Source organism: Paenibacillus sp. FSL R5-0527, from assembly GCF_038008055.1.
In the GTDB taxonomy this organism is placed as follows: Bacteria; Bacillota; Bacilli; order Paenibacillales; family Paenibacillaceae; genus Fontibacillus; species Fontibacillus macerans.
This window is the reverse complement of sequence record NZ_JBBOYI010000001.1, coordinates 1401085-1417610: the sequence shown is the minus strand read 5'-3', so window position 1 is coordinate 1417610 and position 16526 is coordinate 1401085. Positions and strand designations below refer to the sequence as shown.

Genomic DNA, 16526 nt, shown 5'->3' with positions numbered 1-16526 from the left:
TCGCTTAAAATAGAATAAATTAAAACCATGACAAAAGTTGTCATGGTTTTAAAATTCGGAGGGAATCGCATGTCCAAAGCAAAACTGTTGTTCGATCTGATCATGTATGTCAACGCCAAGCGCAGCTTTACCGCCCAGGAAGTCGCCGACGAATTCCGGGTTTCCGTCCGCACGGCCCACCGGTATTTGACCGACCTGAGCGAAATGGGCGTCCCGCTCTACACCGAGCCGGGCCGAACCGGAGGCTACCGCTTGCTCCGCGGCAGGATGCTGCCGCCCGTCATGTTCGACGAAGACGAAGCGTTCGCCGTTTTTTTTGCGTTTCAAACGTTGAAGTATTATCCGTCGCTGCCCTTTGACATCAACGTAAAATCCGTCTCCCGCAAACTGTACGCGAACCTGGCCGACGATATGAAGCGCAAAGTGGACCGCCTGGAGGCGGTGACCGCGATTTGGAACCATAGGCGCAGCGTCGCTTCGCCGTTTTTGAAACAAATTATCGATGCGGCCGCGGACCGGCATGTGCTGAAAATCGGGTATGCTTCGAAGAAGGGGGACACGGAGCGGGAGGTTGAGCCGCTAGGGATTTATGCCCACGACGGCTTCTGGTACATGCCCGCCGTCGACCGGAGCACCGCCGATATCCGCCAGTTTCGGACAGATCGCCTTTTGTTTGCCGAAGTGCTGCCGGAAACGTTCGACCCGCCGGTTAGTCTGGCCGACTGGTTGGAGCAGCTCTCCGGCCAGCCTTTAAAAAAGCCGGTGCGGCTATACGTCGAGCTGACCCGGGAAGGCATGCGGCAGTGCCGCAGCCAGCCTTGGCTGGAACCGTATATCACGGCGGCCGATCCGGACCACGGCTATATCGATGCCGTGATCGACGAGAGCGAAGCCGAGTTCACCGCCATGTATTTTTTCCAGTTGGGACCCGACGCCAAAGTGCTGGAACCGCGCGAAATCGTCGAGCGAATCCGTGAGCGGGCGGGGGCGCTGGTCCGTCATTATGGATAAGGACGGCTAAAAGCAGATAAGGAGGATGAAGATGGATAAGGATGGTTATGGATGGTTATGGATGGTTATGGATGGTTATGGATGGTTATGGATGGTTATGGATGGTTATGGATGGTTATGGATGGATGAAGACGGTGAAGTCGGTGAGGCCGGTAAAGGCGGGTAAAGCACTAGCGCTGCTACAAACATCTGACATCTGACATGATAACATTTCTAACCGCAAATCGAATTTTAACGGTTACCACAACCGCTATTTGTGCCAAAAACGTTGATTTCAACTTTTAACGGTTGCCACAGCGCTTATTTCACATAAAACCGGCTATTTCCACCTATATTAAGGCAAATAGCGGCGTTCACAACCGTTAGAATTTGGAAAAGGCCTTTTTTCGCAAAATAGCGGCTGCCACAACCGTTAGATTTCCGGCGGGCCCAAATTCCGACTCGATAACCTGAGCTTTTGCGGAAAATCTGGAGTTTCAGGGCTACAAGTTGTCTTGTTCGAAATTTAATGCAACGCTAGTGCAGATAAAGACAGATAAAGGTGGATAAAGGCGGATAAAGGTAGATAAAGGCCGGCTCCCTGACGGGAAAACCAGCCTCTTCGCGGTGAAGCTCGCCCTCCCGTCGGCCCTCCCGTCTACCCGGAAAAAACGGCGTTGGCGGCATACCAATGGATGATTTCGTTGCCGTACAAGTACACGAGCAAGGTACCGAAGGCCAGATAGGGGCCAAATGCCAACGTCTGACCGTGCTGCCTGCGGCCCAAGGCCTGCAGCAGCAGAATCGCCACGGCGCCGGTGACAGCCGCCGCCAATAAAGCGAGGAGCACGCCGGGGAAACCGACGGCCCAGCCGAACACGGCCAGCAGCTTGACGTCGCCCATCCCTATCCCCCGGCCGGGGGTGAGGGCAGCGACAAGCAGCAGCAGGCCGCTGCCGCCAAGCGCGCCCAGCGCATGGCTCCACAGCGGGCCGCCGCCGGCCAGCGGCACGGCGGCGAGCAGCGCGGCGCCAAAGCACAGCAAGGCGCCGTTGGGGATGATTCTCGCGGTCAGGTCGGTGACCACGATCAGCACGGCCAGGGCGGTCAGCAGCAGGCCGACCGCCCATGCGCCCGATGCACCGAAACGCAGGTGCATCAGGGCGAACATCGCCGCCGTGGCGAGGGCGGCGGCGATGTCTCCGGCCCGGCGCCGCCGGCCGGAGGGGGTGGCGCCGCCGCCGGCCACTGCCGCAGCGCTCACGCGTGCGCTTCCGCTTTCACGCACGCTGCCTCCGCCCGCGCCGCCTCCACCCGCGACGCCTCCGCTCGCGCCGCTTCCGCCCGCGCTGCCTCCGCTCGCGCTGCCTCCGCTCGCGCCACTTCCGCCCGCGACGCCTCCACCCGCGACGCCTCCGCCCGCGCTGCCTCCACCCACGCCGCTTCCGCCCGCGACGCCTCCGCCCACGCCGCTTCCGCCCGCGACGCCTCCGCTCACGCCGCTTCCGCTCGCGCCGCCTCCGCTCACGCCGCTTCCGCCCGCGACGCCTCCGCTCGCGCTGCTTCCGCTCGTGACGCCTCCGCCCGCGACGCCTCCGCTCGCGCCGCCTCCGCTCGCGCCGCTTCCGCCAGCGATGCCTCCGCCGGCGGGCAGCAAGCCCCGCCGCGCCACCAAGCGGCGCCCGAGCCGCGCCAGTCCGACGCCCACGGCCAGCCCGGCGATAAAGTTAAGCGCCGCCAACATTATCGTTTCCATAACCTCTCCCAAAACAGTGCCGTATGTGCCATGGCTGCCAGCATATTTTACTAACCCCCTAAAATAGGCTCAAACCCAAAAACGTAGCTTGTCCACACAATCATTAAAACTTCCAGTGAAAAATATAAGGACAAAAAATGTCTTTATTCCGGCGATATCCATCCTCTTGAGAGAAATAGAGGTAATTTATGTCGCTATTTTCTCCAATCGCAAAGAAATGCCCGCGTTCCAAACAATTCCTAGGAATATAAGGACAAAGAATGCCGCTATTGGGGATGAACATGGCGGGCTCCGGATTATAAGTACATAAAGTACCGCTATTTGGAAGGCCGACGCTTTGTTCGCACCAGTAGCCGCCTATCAAGCACCGATTTCTAGGTTCAGCAATTAGGCCACTACATTCGCCTGGTGTTAACGGTTCGACGGTTCGACCCCTCCCCCGCGGCTGCGCCTTTCTGATCGTCAAGCACCGTTGGTGGTTTTGAGCCGAAATTCCCTATAAGTTAAACATCGGTATAAACAGTATGATCATACAGCAGCGCGGCAAACGAAGGCAACAAGTCAAGTCAAGTAAGGTAAGGTAAGGTCAAGTAAGGTCAATTCAAGTAAGGTCAGGTCGAGTCGAGTCACGACCAGTTCACTCCCCGCCTCAATCGGTCCATTGTCATCTCTCTTCCTCCGCTTCGCGGATAATCTCCTGAAGGGTGGTGTGTCCCTTCAGCACTTTTCCAATACCGTCCGCCAACAAGGTGGTCATGCCCGTTTCCCGCGCCAGCCTCCGCAGTTCCTTTGCGGATTGTCCGCTTGCGATCCCGGAGCGCAGCTCGTCGCTGACAAACAGCACTTCATGCACTGCCATCCGGCCCCGGTAACCGCTTTTTCCGCAAGCGGCGCAGCCCGTTCCGCGATACAGCTTGTCCGCTTTGAAGCCCAAACGCTCAAGGTATAGAAGCTCCTGCATATCCGGCGCGTATCCGGTTTTACAATCGGGACAAACGCAGCGGACCAGCCGTTGGGCGACGACTCCGATCAGCGAGGAGGCGATCAAGTGCGGCTCGATCCCCATCTCCCGCAGCCGGACGAGCGCGCCGACCGTATCGCTTGTATGCAGCGCCGACAACACGAGCTGGCCGGTTAATGAAGCGCGGATGGCAATTTCCGCGGTTTCCGCATCGGGGATCTCCCCAACCATGATAACGTTCGGATCCTGCCGCAAAATAGAGCGAAGGCCTTTGGCGAACGTTAATCCGGCCGCGGGATAAACCTGCATCTGATTAACGCCGTCAAGTATGTATTCCACAGGGTCTTCGAGCGTGATCACGCTCGTCTCTTCGCGGTTCAGATGCTGCAACACGGAGTAAAGGGTCGCCGTTTTCCCGCTCCCCGCCGGTCCCGCCAGCAAAATCATGCCACGCCGCTTTCCGGCCATGCGCCGGAACAATTCGAGATTTTCCCCGGTCATGCCCAGCTTGTCCAGACTTTGTATCCCTCCGGATGGGTCAAACAGGCGCATCACGATTTGTTCTCCGTGCACCGTCGGCAGCGATGACAGGCGGACATCGATCGGTTTGCCGCCGACCGACAGCTTGATGCGTCCGCTTTGAGGCAACCGGCGTTCTTCAATGTTCAAATGGGCCAAAATTTTCAGCCGGGCGGTGATGACGCTCTGCATCGATTTCGGAATGGAGCGCCCTTTGCGCAGTTGTCCGTCCACGCGGTAGCGGACCGTCAGTTGGGCGTCCATCGGATCGACATGGATATCGCTGGCGCCAAGGCGCACCGCCTGTTCGATCATTTGCTGAACGAGGCGGACTACCGGGGAGTCTTCGTCCAGTATCATCGAGTCTTCCACCTCGATCTGGCTGCTCCCCGCCCCTTCGTGCCCGGAATCCTGCTGCCCGTATAGCCGGGCGATCCCCCGCTGCAATTCCCCCCTTGAAATAATAGCCGGTTCGATCGTAAAACCAGTGCTTATCCGCAAGTCTTCAATAACGAATAAATCCAGGGGATCGGCCATGGCGACCATTAGCTTCCGGCCGTCCACGCGAATCGGCAGCACCTGGTGCCGCTTGGCCATCTGCTCCGAAACGACCTCGGTCAATTTGGGGTCGGTCTCAAGCCTTGCCAAGGTGGCGTGCGGGATGCCAAGCTGAAATTCCAGCGCCTCGATGAGCTGATGCTCGGTCAGGACCCCCTGCTCCAGCAGCACATCACCGAGCTTTTTGCGGGAACGCTGCTGCTCTTCCAGCGCGGTTTGCAGCTGCGCTTCCGTAATCATGCCGGATTCCAGAAGAAGTTCACCCAATCTTTTTTTGATTGTGTACATGGCTTACCCCATCTCCATGGAAAATTTATCATATAAGCTTCGGTGCTGAAAACCGGCCTTTTTGAACACACACTTTATGTGTTGCATACACGAAACTTCGCGAACAAAACCAGTTCTTAAGTCCCATAAAAAAACAGCGCAAATTGTCGCGAGATTACCCATCCGCTGAATATTTATGTGCTTCGGCATAGTTACGATTATAAACCTTTCAATTATTCAGCGCTATCATTCGATAGTATATTATACCTATTTCGGGCAACGGCGATCCTCGCAAAAAACGTCTATCAACGTCCCTTTAAGTCCGGTAGAGTTTACACCCAGCCAGATTTGCTTAAGGTCTGGAGCTGAGTTTATCGATTTTCATGGGAAGAAGGACGGGCCGATGGGATGGGATCAACTGCAAAAGTGCATTCCATTTTCCGCATATTACCGTTTTAGAGTGGTTGAAATGCAAAAGTGCATCTCTTTTAGGGCGATCCGATAAAAAAGTAACTTTTGACCCGATATGAACTGCACATTTGCATCTGAACCACCTGTTTCGAGGAATTTCGACGAAAATCGCCTGCACTTTTGCATTTCGTGCGACTTCCCCTCGGCATAGCGTGCTACTCCCCTTCTGCATAGCGTGCGACTTCCCCTCGGCATAGCGTGCTACTCCCCTTCTGCATAGCGTGCTACTTCCCCTCCGCATAGCGTGCTACTCCCCTTCTGCATAGCGTGCTACTTCCCCTCCGCATAGCGTGCTACTTCCCCTCCGCATAACGTAAACGTGGCGAGAGTGGCATATAGTTCCTTCCACACAAAGATTTCAACACGTTCAAGTTCCCGAATCACGGCTTGGAGCCCCGCACTTAAAAAAAGCCGCCCCCGGAATGGAACCGCCCCATCAAAAGGGGCTGTTCACAAACCGGGAGCGGCTTTTATCAGCGCTTTATTACGCCTGCACGGCATCCAGATCAACCGAGCGCTTGAACGCTTCGGAGTCGTTTTCGCCAAGAATTTTGCCGGTGATGACACCGGCGGCGATGGAGTCGTTGACGTTCAGCGCCGTCCGTCCCATATCGATGAGCGGTTCGACGGAGATCAGCAGACCCGCCAGGGCGACCGGCAAGTTCATCGTCGATAGCACGATGAGCGAAGCGAAGGTCGCTCCCCCGCCGACGCCGGCAACGCCGAACGAACTGATGACGACGACCAGGATCAGCGTCAGGATGAAATCCCAGCTCGCCGGATTAATCCCGACGGTCGGGGCGATCATGACGGCCAGCATTGCCGGATAAATTCCGGCGCAGCCGTTTTGCCCGATCGTCGCTCCGAAAGAGGCCGACAGGTTGGCCACCCCTTCCGGTACGCCCAGCCGCTTCGTTTGCGTCTCGACGTTAAGCGGAATCGTGGCGGCGCTGGAGCGCGACGTGAAGGCGAACACCAGCGTCGGCAGCACCTTGCGCACATACTGTACCGGGTTGTACCCGAACAGGGCCAGCAGGATCAAATGGATGATGAACATGACGATAAGAGCTACGTAAGACGCGCCCACGAACTTGATCAGCTTGAGGATTTCCTCCGCGCTGGTCGTTGCCGTCACGTTCGTGATTAACGCCAAAATCCCGTACGGGGTCAATCGCAGCACCAGCGTAACGATCCGCATGACGACCGCGTAAACGGCATCCACCATTTTGCGGAACGTATCGGCCTGCTCCGGTTTTTTCTTATCCAAACCAAGTACGGCCACCCCGATGAAAGCGGAGAAAATGACGACCGCCAGCGTTGAAGTGCTGCGCGCTCCGGTCATGTCCGCAAACGGGTTTGTCGGGATAAAGTCCAGCACCTGCTGCGGAATCGTTTTATCCGCCACATCGCCGAGACGCTCCTCAAGCGCCGCGCCGCGTTGTTGTTCGCGTTCGCCGGCCTGAATTTCGATCGCCTTCAGATCGAAGCTAAGGCTCGTCACGATGCTGACCGTGGCGGCGATCGCCGTTGTGATCAGCAGCACGGCGATAATCAGGGCGCTCATTTTACCCAGGTTTTGTCTCCCTTTCAATTTCATGATGGCGGAAATGATCGACACCATGATCAGCGGGATGACCACCATTTGCAGCAGCCCGACATAACCGCGGCCCACCAGGTTAAACCAGTCGCTGGACCCGGAAATAACGTCCGAGCCCGCCCCGTACGCCCACTGCAGGATGACCCCGAACACAAGCCCGAGCCCAAGTCCGGTAAACACCCGTTTTGTAAAAGAAACATGCTTCTTCTGCATCCAGACCAATAGGCCGATCAGAACCAGCATAACAACTACGTTAATGATGATACGCAAGGTATCCATACAACGTCTCTCCTCCTCAAAATAGTACAAAGTATCGTAATACCGTCCGGAAGATATGGAGCCGGCAACAATTTACAGACGTTATAATATCATAAACACGACTATTTTGATAGGAATAATTTTTCCAGGTTATGTTATCCATTAAATTCAGTCCGCTTACAAAGGCGGACAGGCATAGTATATGCATTCAATGTGGTCCTGAATCATTTCCCCCTCTTGCCTCTCTCCGTTCTTATTCAACTTCTAGCACCTCTAAAAGGGTACATATTCCGACGGCTTTTCCCGCTCAATGAGGCTCATGCTTTCCCAGCGGCGCGATTTCCACCTCAGCCGGAGCAAAATTGTTTTCACCCACTCATCCGCGATAAACGCGGCATACACGCCGACCATGCCCCAGCCCCAATACACGCCCAGCACATAGGAGAGGGAAACACTGACGAGCCAGACCGACGCGACGCTGATATAGACCGGAACCTTGACATCGCCAGCGGCGCGCAGCGCATTGATAAGAATAAGGTTCCCGGCGCGCCCGGCCTCCAGCAACACCGCAAGCCACAATAAATGAACCGTAAGCCGGATCGTGTCCCCATGGCTGGTGAACAAACCGACCAGAAAACCTGAGCATGAAGCGATCAGCAGGGCTGAACCCGCAGAGACGAGCGCAGCGATCCAGGCATAATTTTTACCGCGCTTATAAGCCTCATCGTAAAGCTTGCCGCCGATGTATCTGCCGATCATGATCTCCGTGCCTAAAGCCAAAGACAACGTAAACAAATTGTTGAACATCCCGAGATTTTGCGCGTATATTTTGGCCGATAAGGCCTGGGTTCCCAAAAGGGCGATAAACGAAGTGATGCAGATTTGCGCCATGGTGGAAAAGAAGCTTTCCCCCGCCGTCGGGATGCCGATTTTAAACAATCCTCCGGCATGTGCCCGAACGTCCTCTATCCGCATTCCCTTTATCCGCCACTTGAAATCCGTCCTGGCCTTTAACATGATGAAGAGAACCGCCAGGCCGGCCATCCGCGACAGCACGGTTGACAAGGCTACCCCCGAAACTCCCGAAAAAGGCGAGCCGAGGGAGCCGTACAGGACGGCGAAATTTCCGCCCAAATTAACGGCGTTCACTCCCAAGGCGACGTACATGGTAACGCGCGTAAATCCGTAGCTCCGCATAATGGTCGATAAAGTGAGCCGGACCGCCTCGGCAAACACAAATCCTCCGGTGATCATCAGGTACGTCCATGCCGAAGGGGCAAGCTCCTCCGGGAGATTCATCCATCCAAAGATCAGGCGGCCGCCTCCCAGCAGCAGCAAACTGACCAGCAGCCCAAACAGCAAATTAAGCACGATGGCTACCGAAGCTACCTCCAGCGCGGACTTATTCCGGCCCGCCCCCAAGCTCTGGGAGATCAGCACGCTCGTACCCGCGGACACAACATTGAACATCAAATTCACAAAAAACAGAATTTGATTCGCCACGCCGACAGCCGTCATCGCTTCTTCGGAAAACCGGCTCAGCATCAACGTATCGATGTTCCCCATCAGCATGCCGAGCAGCATTTCGATAAAAATAGGCCAGGTCAAAGCAAATAACGTAAGCTTGTTTGCTTTCTTCTTCTCCAACCCTCTCACCCGCGTCTTTCGCATTGAATGTATTCATAATCCGATCGTACGAGCCAGGCTGCCGATCCCCAAACGTTCTCTTTAGCTAAACCAGTATCTCGATGTCGGCAAATCGGGACATGTCCTTCAAGAAGCTTGGATAAGAAACGGAAATGCAGCCGCAATTCCGGATGACGGAAGGGGCTTCCAGACTGCTGGCCAACACCGCCGCCATCATCGCGATGCGATGGTCTCCGCAGCTGTCCACGACCGCTGGCTGCAGCGGCCCGCCCCCGGCCCCGACCACCTTGATTTGATCGCGGTCAGACTCGGCGTCTACTCCAAATTGCACCAAGGCTTTGGCTGTAGTCTCCAGCCGGTTGGTATCTTTATCCTTTAAGTCGCCGCAATCCTTAATGATGGAGACCCCGGAGGCAAAGGCGGAAATGGCCGCCAGCAAGGGCACTTCATCGATCAGGCTTTGGATGAGCTCCACTCCTTCGGTTTGTCCCGCAGCGGGAAGGGGCCCCGGACGGCAGCAAATATCGGCCACAGGCTCATTTGAAGCCAGCATCCGGCAGTTCTCCAGGGTTACATGAACTCCTCGTTCCTTTAGAACGTTCACATAGCCCAGCCTGGTCGGGTTTACTCCGACATCGTTGATCTTCAAGTCCCCCTTCTCCTCATTCCGGCGGATTGCATAGGCGGTTAATAAGTAAGCGGCTGACGAAATGTCCCCGGGGACCTGCACCTCCTTGCCGGCAAACGGCCTACCGCCCGTAATGGAGGTAACCTGACCCGCGGTGACGATATCGATGCCGAAATACCGCATCAGTCTCTCCGTATGGTCGCGGCTTTGGCATTGCTGCCGATACTGGGTCGTTCCATCGGCAAACAGGCCGGCAAACAGAATGGCGGATTTTTCCTGAGCGCTTGGCACGGTTGCGTCAACTTCGATCGCTCTTAAAGGATAGGTCCCGGTAATTTTAATCGGAAGGGCTCCCTCCCGCTCGAGATATTTGATTTTAGCCCCCATCTCCATCAGAGGTTTCACCACCCAATCCATCGGCCGCTTTGACAGCAGCCGGTTCCCCGACAATTCCGCCGAAAATGCGCTGCCTGCAAGCAGCGACATTAATAATCGCGCCGACGTAGCCGTATTGCCGATATCAAGTTTCCCGCCCGGCGGCCGCAAGCCGGTCAACCCCACGCCGTCAATCCACAAGTCCTCACCGTCCCAGACCAGCTTCACGCCGAGAAGCCGCAAGGCACGTATACAGCTCCAAGTATCGGCCGACCTTAATATATTGCGAACCACTCCTCTGCCCTCGGCTATAGCGTTTAAAACGACGGCCCGCTGGGAAATCGACTTGTCGCCCGGCACCTTGGCAAATACAAAATCTTGCCGCTTGCGGTTGGACTTGACCCGAATATCGAAGTTTCGCGGATACTTATTTAAGCCGGTTGGCATTTTCCATTCCGATCCCACGCGCGATCACCTCATCGTCCGACATGATTTTGGAGTATCCGACATCCGCTCCGGAGGGCAAGGGGATGATGCGGGTACTCGTTGCCGCGTAGCTGCGGTAGCGCTGGCGTTTGCGTTCAAGGCCCAGATTATTCTCGAAAACGTAAGGATACAGTTCGATATAGCTTTTCTCCCGCGCCAGCCGAATCAGCCTGCTCCCCGTTTCCGTGCGAATCATGACCGTCGAGGTCGGTTTTGAAGGTTTCCCCGTTTTGCTGGAATCGAATATATTGGGATCTCCATCGGCAATCGAAATGTCGGCGACCCCCGACCACCAATCCGGACAGGTCAGGCACCGGAAGGTTTTAAATTTCTTAAACTCTTCCACAAGCCGGTAAAACGGCAAAGCATGCGTTGTCCCGTCTTTGGTCTTCACGACGAATTTCCCCGGATATTCGCCGTCGCGGTAACGCATGTAAACCACGTCCTCCAAATCCAGGTTCAATATGTCGGTGATCAGATGTTCGGTGCCGGCCCTGGTCGTGCTGGATGCGCACCCCAATTCCAGCGTGAAGGCGATTTTGCCGGCCAACCGGGCGGCCTCCGCATTCCCTTCGAGATTCAGCAATTTTTGCACCCCCTGGATCTGGCAAGGCATTCCGATCACGCCGATTTTTTCGAATCGCGGGTCCTTCAATAGCTCGAGGTTAGGAGTCAAGCAGTAACTGGACTGGGCGCATTCGAGCACCTTGTCTATCGAATCCGTAATATATGCCTTTGGGATCCAGGGACGCTCTTCGTCCCGTCCCACAACAATTACCGCATCCGCCAGCCGCTCTTCCAAAGCCGTAATGGCCAGTACAGTTCCCGCTCCCCCGGCCGCCGCTTTGCCGACGATCTCGCGGTCAGTCGCAGCCAACTGGTAGACTCCTTGATGAATGCCTACCCAGCGCTCCTCCTCCGTCCGGTTTCTTCCGAAAATCCGCAGCTCCGATTGCTTCGTCCCGGTGTCGTATCCCGGACAAACCTCGGAGCATAAATTGCAATCCCGGCAAATATCCGCGGCCTCCCCCGGATTCGCCCGGAATACGGGCAGGGGAGCGGCGCTATCGCTCATGGCCAGCAGTTCACGGGGACACGCCGCGACGCAAAGGCTGCATGAGGTGCACAGATCCTGATCGAGAATGTTCTCCTTTAAATTTAAGAATGATGCCATGTACATTCCTCCTATAACCAGCAAACGTTTGCACAAAAAGGTGAGCGGACGACCATCACCGGATATTTTCGCGGCAATCCGCTCGGGTTGGACGAAGGCTTTACGCCAAACTGTTTATTGGTTTCAAGATCCGGCATGTTCCCATTGATCCCTCGCTCTGTCCAACTTCAGCAGCCATTCTTTGATCCGGGCCGCATCCTCGATGAACTCCGTCCGAACGGCGAATTTGCTCCGCAGGCCGTCCTTGCGCCGCTCCCGTAATTCCCGGTCGAACACTTGGTACCGCCCGTAGGATGTCTCCATTTTGTCCGGCAGCAGCAGGGCTGCTGGGGGAGTGGAGTAAATCGACAAAAGCTGGATCGCCGCTTCGATTTGCACATCGTCTTCGTAACCGACAATCAGCAAATTGTATTGCGGATCAAAGGCCTGCAGCATCGCAAAGCGAACCGAGTTAAAGACGAGATTCGTCGTCGGCAAAATCGAGCTTTGCCCGGCCATGACGATCCATTCCATCCCGTCCCGCTCCGCCTGATGAGCCACCGCATCGATGTAATACGGGTATTTCTCCAAAGATTGATGCGCCAAAAATTTGAAAATATCCCCTTCCGGCTGCCCGAAGAGAAAACCTGTCGGTTCGGTGATCAGAGCCGCGGCAGGGATCCCGGATTTTCTGAATTCCCGGTATAAATTCATCTGCGCCGTAAACTTGCCGATACAGCCTCTCGTGGCAAAAACGCCAACGCGCTTAATCCGCTTCGGCGCGGCAAACATCAGCGCTTCATTCTTGAACTGCTTCAAATAATTTTCGATCCGCGTACCGCTGGTGTCGAATTTGCGGTCGAGCTCGTCTAAAAGCTGCCGGCTAAAGCCATCCCCTACTTCAATGCTGATCCGTTGATCATGGAGCCAGTCAATGGTATCGGCATCGTAAATTTCGTGGACGCTGACGACCTTAATCCCTTTGGCGGCAGCGCTGCGCACGAGTTCCCTCCACCGCACCGCCAGGTTATGCTCCTCCAACACGCCTTTGTTCCCCCCAAAGGAGGTCCCCGGATCATTCAGGATCAAGGTGTCGGCCTGATCCAACCCCTCTTCCATAGAACGATGAATAGGAATGCCGCAAGCCTGCCCTTCCACAACCTGGCCCGCGTCTTCACCGGAATGAAACACGAAATCGATTACGGACACAATTTGGAAGTCCAATAAATCGCGGAAACGGATCAGCCCTTGCGTAATTTTGTTAAAAGGGTACAAGGCGACCTTTTTCATGGCGCTTACCTCCTTTCGTGCCGCTAACGGCTTTGTGCTTCGGACAACGCACGGAATTGTATCAATGGCCCCGCCAATTTATGGGCGTCCAGCACGCATTCGACATGCTCAATCCCGAATTTGCGCTTGAGTTGTTCCTTGCGCAGGGAAATCTCCTCTTCCGTCTTGACCAGATATTTGTTATAACCAACTTCAACCTTATTGGGAATCAACAGGGCAAAAGGGCGGGACCCGTTTCCGTAGATACGGAGCAGATCCATACAATCCCGGATTTGCTCGTCATCGTCATAACCTGCGATCAAGAGGGCCGCATCCGGCTGGAATGCCCGTAAATAAGAGACTTTCGTGGCGGCAATAACGAAATTCTCGTTCGGGAGCAGCGAACCTTGCCCGGCCAGCAGAAAGAAGTCGTTTCCCGCCAGCTCCGCCTCGCGAACGGCGGCGTGGATGTAGTAGGGATATTGCGCCAGGCGACGCTTGGCGATGAATTTCATAATATCGCCGCCCGGCTGATTGAACAGCGTCGCGGTCGGCTCGGTGATCATGGCTTTTGTCTTTTGGCCCAGCCGCCGCAATTCGCGAAGCAGGGTCATCTGGGTCGTAAATTTGCCCAAGCAGCCCCTGGTGGCAAAAATGCCGATCTTGCATATGTTCCGGTTAAAATTCAATATTTTGTGATCGAGAGCAAAGTAGTTTAAATAGACGGAAACCTCATCGTTTGGAGGAATAGCGTATTCTTCATCGAGGCGTTGTTCCAAAGAAGCGGGAATTTGCGGGTCAACATGGATGTTAATTTGTTTTTCTTTCAGCCAGGCCAGAGTGTCCTGATCGATAATCTCGTGAACGCTAACCACCCGGATGTTGTTCTCGTAAGCCGTTTGCACCAGAAGTTTCCAAAGATCCTTCAGATTATACCGGCTGTAAACCCCCTCGTTGTTCCCGAAGGCAGTCCCGGGGTCGTTCAAAATCAGCGTGCTGACGGAACCAAGGGCCTGTTCCAAATTGTCCGTGATCGGAATGCCGTACGGTTTGCCTTCCATGATCTGGCCGACATCTTCACCGCGATGAACAACAAAGTCAATGACAGCCTGGATCGAAAAATCGGTTAGATCCCTAAATCTCACAATGCCTTGCGTAATTTTGTTGTACGGATACAGCGCAACTTTTTTCACGATTTTTTCCTCCTTTTAATTTAATTTCTATTGATGTTATTTCATGGATAGTTCAAACTGACTGATTTTGGCCGATTTCGGGCATGAAATTTCATGGATGCAACGCCTTTTATTGGAAAACCCGATACAAAAAAAGGTACAGACGCTCAGAAAAAACTGAGGCTATACCCAGGTGTCGATATTCGTAAGAAGTTAAACGCCGTTACCCTTTGCTGGCGCCCGAAGTCAAGCCGTCGACAAGCAGCCGCTGCAGGAACATAAACAATATTGTGATCGGGAGCGCGATCAGAACCGCGCCCGCGGCAAACAGCGTGAAATTGCTATTTTGGATGCTGCTTACCATGTCCCACATCCCTACGGCCAGCGTCCAGTTTTCCTTCGTCCGCAAAACGAGCCGGGCAAAGATAAAATCGACCCAAGGACCGACGAACTGAGTCAACGCGATGTACGTCAGCATTGGCTTGGACAGCGGTAGAATGATGCGTGAGAAAATGGTAAAATTGCTGGCCCCGTCGATTCGCGCCGCTTCGTCCAGCGAGCGGGGAATCGTATCGAGGAATCCTTTGGCGATAAACGTCCCGCCAAGCGGTGCCCCCGCCGCGTACACAATAATCAATGCAAAATGCGTATCGAGCAGATGCAGCTCCCGCAGCAGCAGATAAATCGCAATCATGCTCATGAATCCCGGGAACATACCGAGCACGAGCAGTCCGGACAGCACCGTTTTGCGGCCGCGGAAGCGGAAGCGGGACAGCGCGTAGCTGGTCAGCAGTACCAGGAGCACACCCAGCACCATGGAGCAGGCGGCAATTTTCAGCGTGTTCAAATACCAAGTGCCGAACAGATACGTTTTCGAGGTGAAGAGCTCAGCATAATGAACTAATGTAAATTTTTCCGGAATCAGCGTTTTGCTGTAGAGCGATTTGCCCGGCCGCAACGAGCCGAATACGACCCAGAGCACGGGGTATACCGCGGCGATACACAGCAGGACAAGCACCAGATAGCTGGCGCCAAGCCGAATCCCGTTTCTTATTTTCCGTGTGCTCATTGGATCATATCCTCCTCTTTAAACGACTTGGTTCTGCGGTAGTTGTATATCGAGAACGAGGCGATAATGACGAAAATAATGATCCCGATAGCAGAGGCCATGTTGTACTTATTCTGGTTCAGCGTCAGCTTGTATAGCCAGGTGACGAGCAGGTCGGTTGCGCCGGCGTACTGATAGTCGCCCTTAACCGGATCTCCCCCCGTCAGCAGGAAGATGGCGTTAAAGTTGTTGATGTTGCCGGCAAACTGCGCAATCAAGGTCGGCGCCGTCGTGAACAAAATCATCGGCAGCGTAACGATCTTGAATTTTTGGAATCCGGTAGCTCCGTCCACCTCGGCAGCTTCATACAAATCTTTCGGGATGGTGGTCAGCACGCCCAAAATGAGCAGCATGGATACCGGGATCCCCACCCACATGTTGACGACGATAACCGTGACCTTGGCCCAGAACGGATCGGTCAGCCACGGCAATCCCCCGAGTCCAAAATAACCGAGATACTGATTGATCGGCCCGAACTGGCCGTTAAACATATTTTTCATAACAAGCAGCGATATGAGCTGCGGAACCGCGTAAGGAAGAATTAAAATCGTTCTCCACAACCCTTTAAAGCGGATGCCCTTCTGATTGATCAGCAAAGCCACGAGCAAACCGCCAAAATAGGTGGTTATCGTGGACAATACCGCCCAGATGATCGTCCAGGTCAATACGCCGTAAAAAGTATGGCTCCAGGTTTTAAGGACAACCAATTCTTTAAACGTCCCGAATCCGACCCAATCGACAAGCATGGCCGGCGGGATGTGTTTGGGAGCCGAGTAGTTGGTGAACGCAAGCATAACCATGAAAATGATCGGCATCACGGTAAAAAATAAAATGCCTGCGGCGGGAATGCTTAAAAAGGCGACGGCGAATTTATAATCGAGCACGTACCGAACCGATTGATTGAAATTGTTCGGCTTCTTGCCCCGCTCTCTTTCCTGTCCAATGTTACGGGCGTCCTTCACGTTCAATATATAAACAATGATAAAAACCGCCAGAAACAGCAGCGTAATCAAGCTTTGAATCATAATGAAAATGGAATGGTCCCCGTCCACCCATTTTCCTTTCACGAGCATTCTGGGCACTTCGCCGAGCGTAATAATCCCCCAAATCGCCGTTCCCAAATTTTTGATCAAATATGCGAGTCCCAGCGCCTCCACCGCCAAAAATAGCAAGCCCTTGATATATTGGCGGTTATAGAGTTGCCCAAGCCCCATGCAAACGATCGACAGTACGCTTGCGTTTCTCTTGTGTCGGTCCATTAACCTTCCTTCTCCTCTCCCCTTTGAAACCGCCGGAGCGGTCAGCCGCCTG

At 54.6% G+C, this 16526-nt stretch carries 12 protein-coding genes; 2 read left to right on the top strand and 10 right to left on the bottom strand.

What is annotated here, in order from left to right:
* Window positions 1-69: 69 nt before the first annotated feature.
* Window positions 70-1011 (top strand): helix-turn-helix transcriptional regulator, encoded by a 942-nt coding sequence (locus tag NYE69_RS06200; protein ID WP_155621396.1) that lies wholly within the window; start codon window positions 70-72, stop codon window positions 1009-1011.
* Between the two features lie 31 nt (window positions 1012-1042).
* Window positions 1043-1177: a hypothetical protein gene (locus NYE69_RS06195; protein WP_340925174.1), complete on the top strand. Its 135-nt coding sequence runs from the start codon at window positions 1043-1045 to the stop codon at window positions 1175-1177.
* Between the two features lie 471 nt (window positions 1178-1648).
* Here the strand turns inward: NYE69_RS06195 and NYE69_RS06190 are convergent, their stop codons facing one another.
* The 10 genes from NYE69_RS06190 to NYE69_RS06145 all read right to left on the bottom strand — a co-directional run bounded on the left by NYE69_RS06190 (window position 1649) and on the right by NYE69_RS06145 (window position 16474).
* On the bottom strand, window positions 1649-2254 hold the full coding sequence (locus NYE69_RS06190; RefSeq protein WP_340925172.1) for an A24 family peptidase: 606 nt from the start codon (window positions 2252-2254) through the stop codon (window positions 1649-1651).
* 1156 nt (window positions 2255-3410) lie between these two features.
* Complete coding sequence (locus NYE69_RS06185) at window positions 3411-5072, bottom strand: GspE/PulE family protein (protein WP_155620935.1); 1662 nt, start codon at window positions 5070-5072, stop codon at window positions 3411-3413.
* 934 nt (window positions 5073-6006) lie between these two features.
* Window positions 6007-7398 carry an L-cystine transporter gene (locus NYE69_RS06180; protein WP_155620936.1) on the bottom strand — a complete coding sequence of 464 codons (1392 nt, stop codon included), beginning with the start codon at window positions 7396-7398 and terminating at the stop codon, window positions 6007-6009.
* Window positions 7399-7650: 252 nt separating this feature from the next.
* On the bottom strand, window positions 7651-9024 hold the full coding sequence (locus tag NYE69_RS06175; RefSeq protein ID WP_196427563.1) for an MATE family efflux transporter: 1374 nt from the start codon (window positions 9022-9024) through the stop codon (window positions 7651-7653).
* An 85-nt stretch (window positions 9025-9109) separates the two neighbouring features.
* Window positions 9110-10492 (bottom strand): 3-phosphoshikimate 1-carboxyvinyltransferase, encoded by a 1383-nt coding sequence (aroA, locus tag NYE69_RS06170; protein ID WP_340925168.1) that lies wholly within the window; start codon window positions 10490-10492, stop codon window positions 9110-9112.
* A complete protein-coding gene (locus NYE69_RS06165; RefSeq protein WP_340925166.1) occupies window positions 10455-11687 on the bottom strand; it encodes a Coenzyme F420 hydrogenase/dehydrogenase, beta subunit C-terminal domain in 1233 nt (410 codons plus the stop codon). Before NYE69_RS06165 ends, aroA begins: the two co-directional genes overlap by 38 nt.
* Before the next feature lie 123 nt (window positions 11688-11810).
* Window positions 11811-12956 (bottom strand): DUF1611 domain-containing protein, encoded by a 1146-nt coding sequence (locus NYE69_RS06160; RefSeq protein ID WP_155620939.1) that lies wholly within the window; start codon window positions 12954-12956, stop codon window positions 11811-11813.
* Between the two features lie 23 nt (window positions 12957-12979).
* Window positions 12980-14128, bottom strand: a complete 1149-nt coding sequence (locus NYE69_RS06155) for a DUF1611 domain-containing protein (RefSeq protein WP_240752334.1) — start codon at window positions 14126-14128, stop codon at window positions 12980-12982.
* 202 nt (window positions 14129-14330) lie between these two features.
* Entirely contained in the window at window positions 14331-15176 is an 846-nt protein-coding gene (locus NYE69_RS06150) for a sugar ABC transporter permease (protein ID WP_340925162.1), read from the bottom strand.
* Complete coding sequence (locus NYE69_RS06145; protein ID WP_340925160.1) at window positions 15173-16474, bottom strand: carbohydrate ABC transporter permease; 1302 nt, start codon at window positions 16472-16474, stop codon at window positions 15173-15175. Before NYE69_RS06145 ends, NYE69_RS06150 begins: the two co-directional genes overlap by 4 nt.
* Between the last annotated feature and the right edge of the window lie 52 nt (window positions 16475-16526).

Coding starts and splice junctions, on each gene's coding strand:
- NYE69_RS06200 (WP_155621396.1), top strand. CDS start 70: ATGTCCAAAGCAAAACTGTTGTTCGATCTGATCATGTATGTCAACGCC.
- NYE69_RS06195 (WP_340925174.1), top strand. CDS start 1,043: ATGGATAAGGATGGTTATGGATGGTTATGGATGGTTATGGATGGTTAT.
- NYE69_RS06185 (WP_155620935.1), bottom strand. CDS start 5,072: ATGTACACAATCAAAAAAAGATTGGGTGAACTTCTTCTGGAATCCGGC.
- NYE69_RS06180 (WP_155620936.1), bottom strand. CDS start 7,398: ATGGATACCTTGCGTATCATCATTAACGTAGTTGTTATGCTGGTTCTG.
- NYE69_RS06165 (WP_340925166.1), bottom strand. CDS start 11,687: ATGGCATCATTCTTAAATTTAAAGGAGAACATTCTCGATCAGGATCTG.
- NYE69_RS06160 (WP_155620939.1), bottom strand. CDS start 12,956: ATGAAAAAGGTCGCCTTGTACCCTTTTAACAAAATTACGCAAGGGCTG.
- NYE69_RS06150 (WP_340925162.1), bottom strand. CDS start 15,176: ATGAGCACACGGAAAATAAGAAACGGGATTCGGCTTGGCGCCAGCTAT.
- NYE69_RS06145 (WP_340925160.1), bottom strand. CDS start 16,474: ATGGACCGACACAAGAGAAACGCAAGCGTACTGTCGATCGTTTGCATG.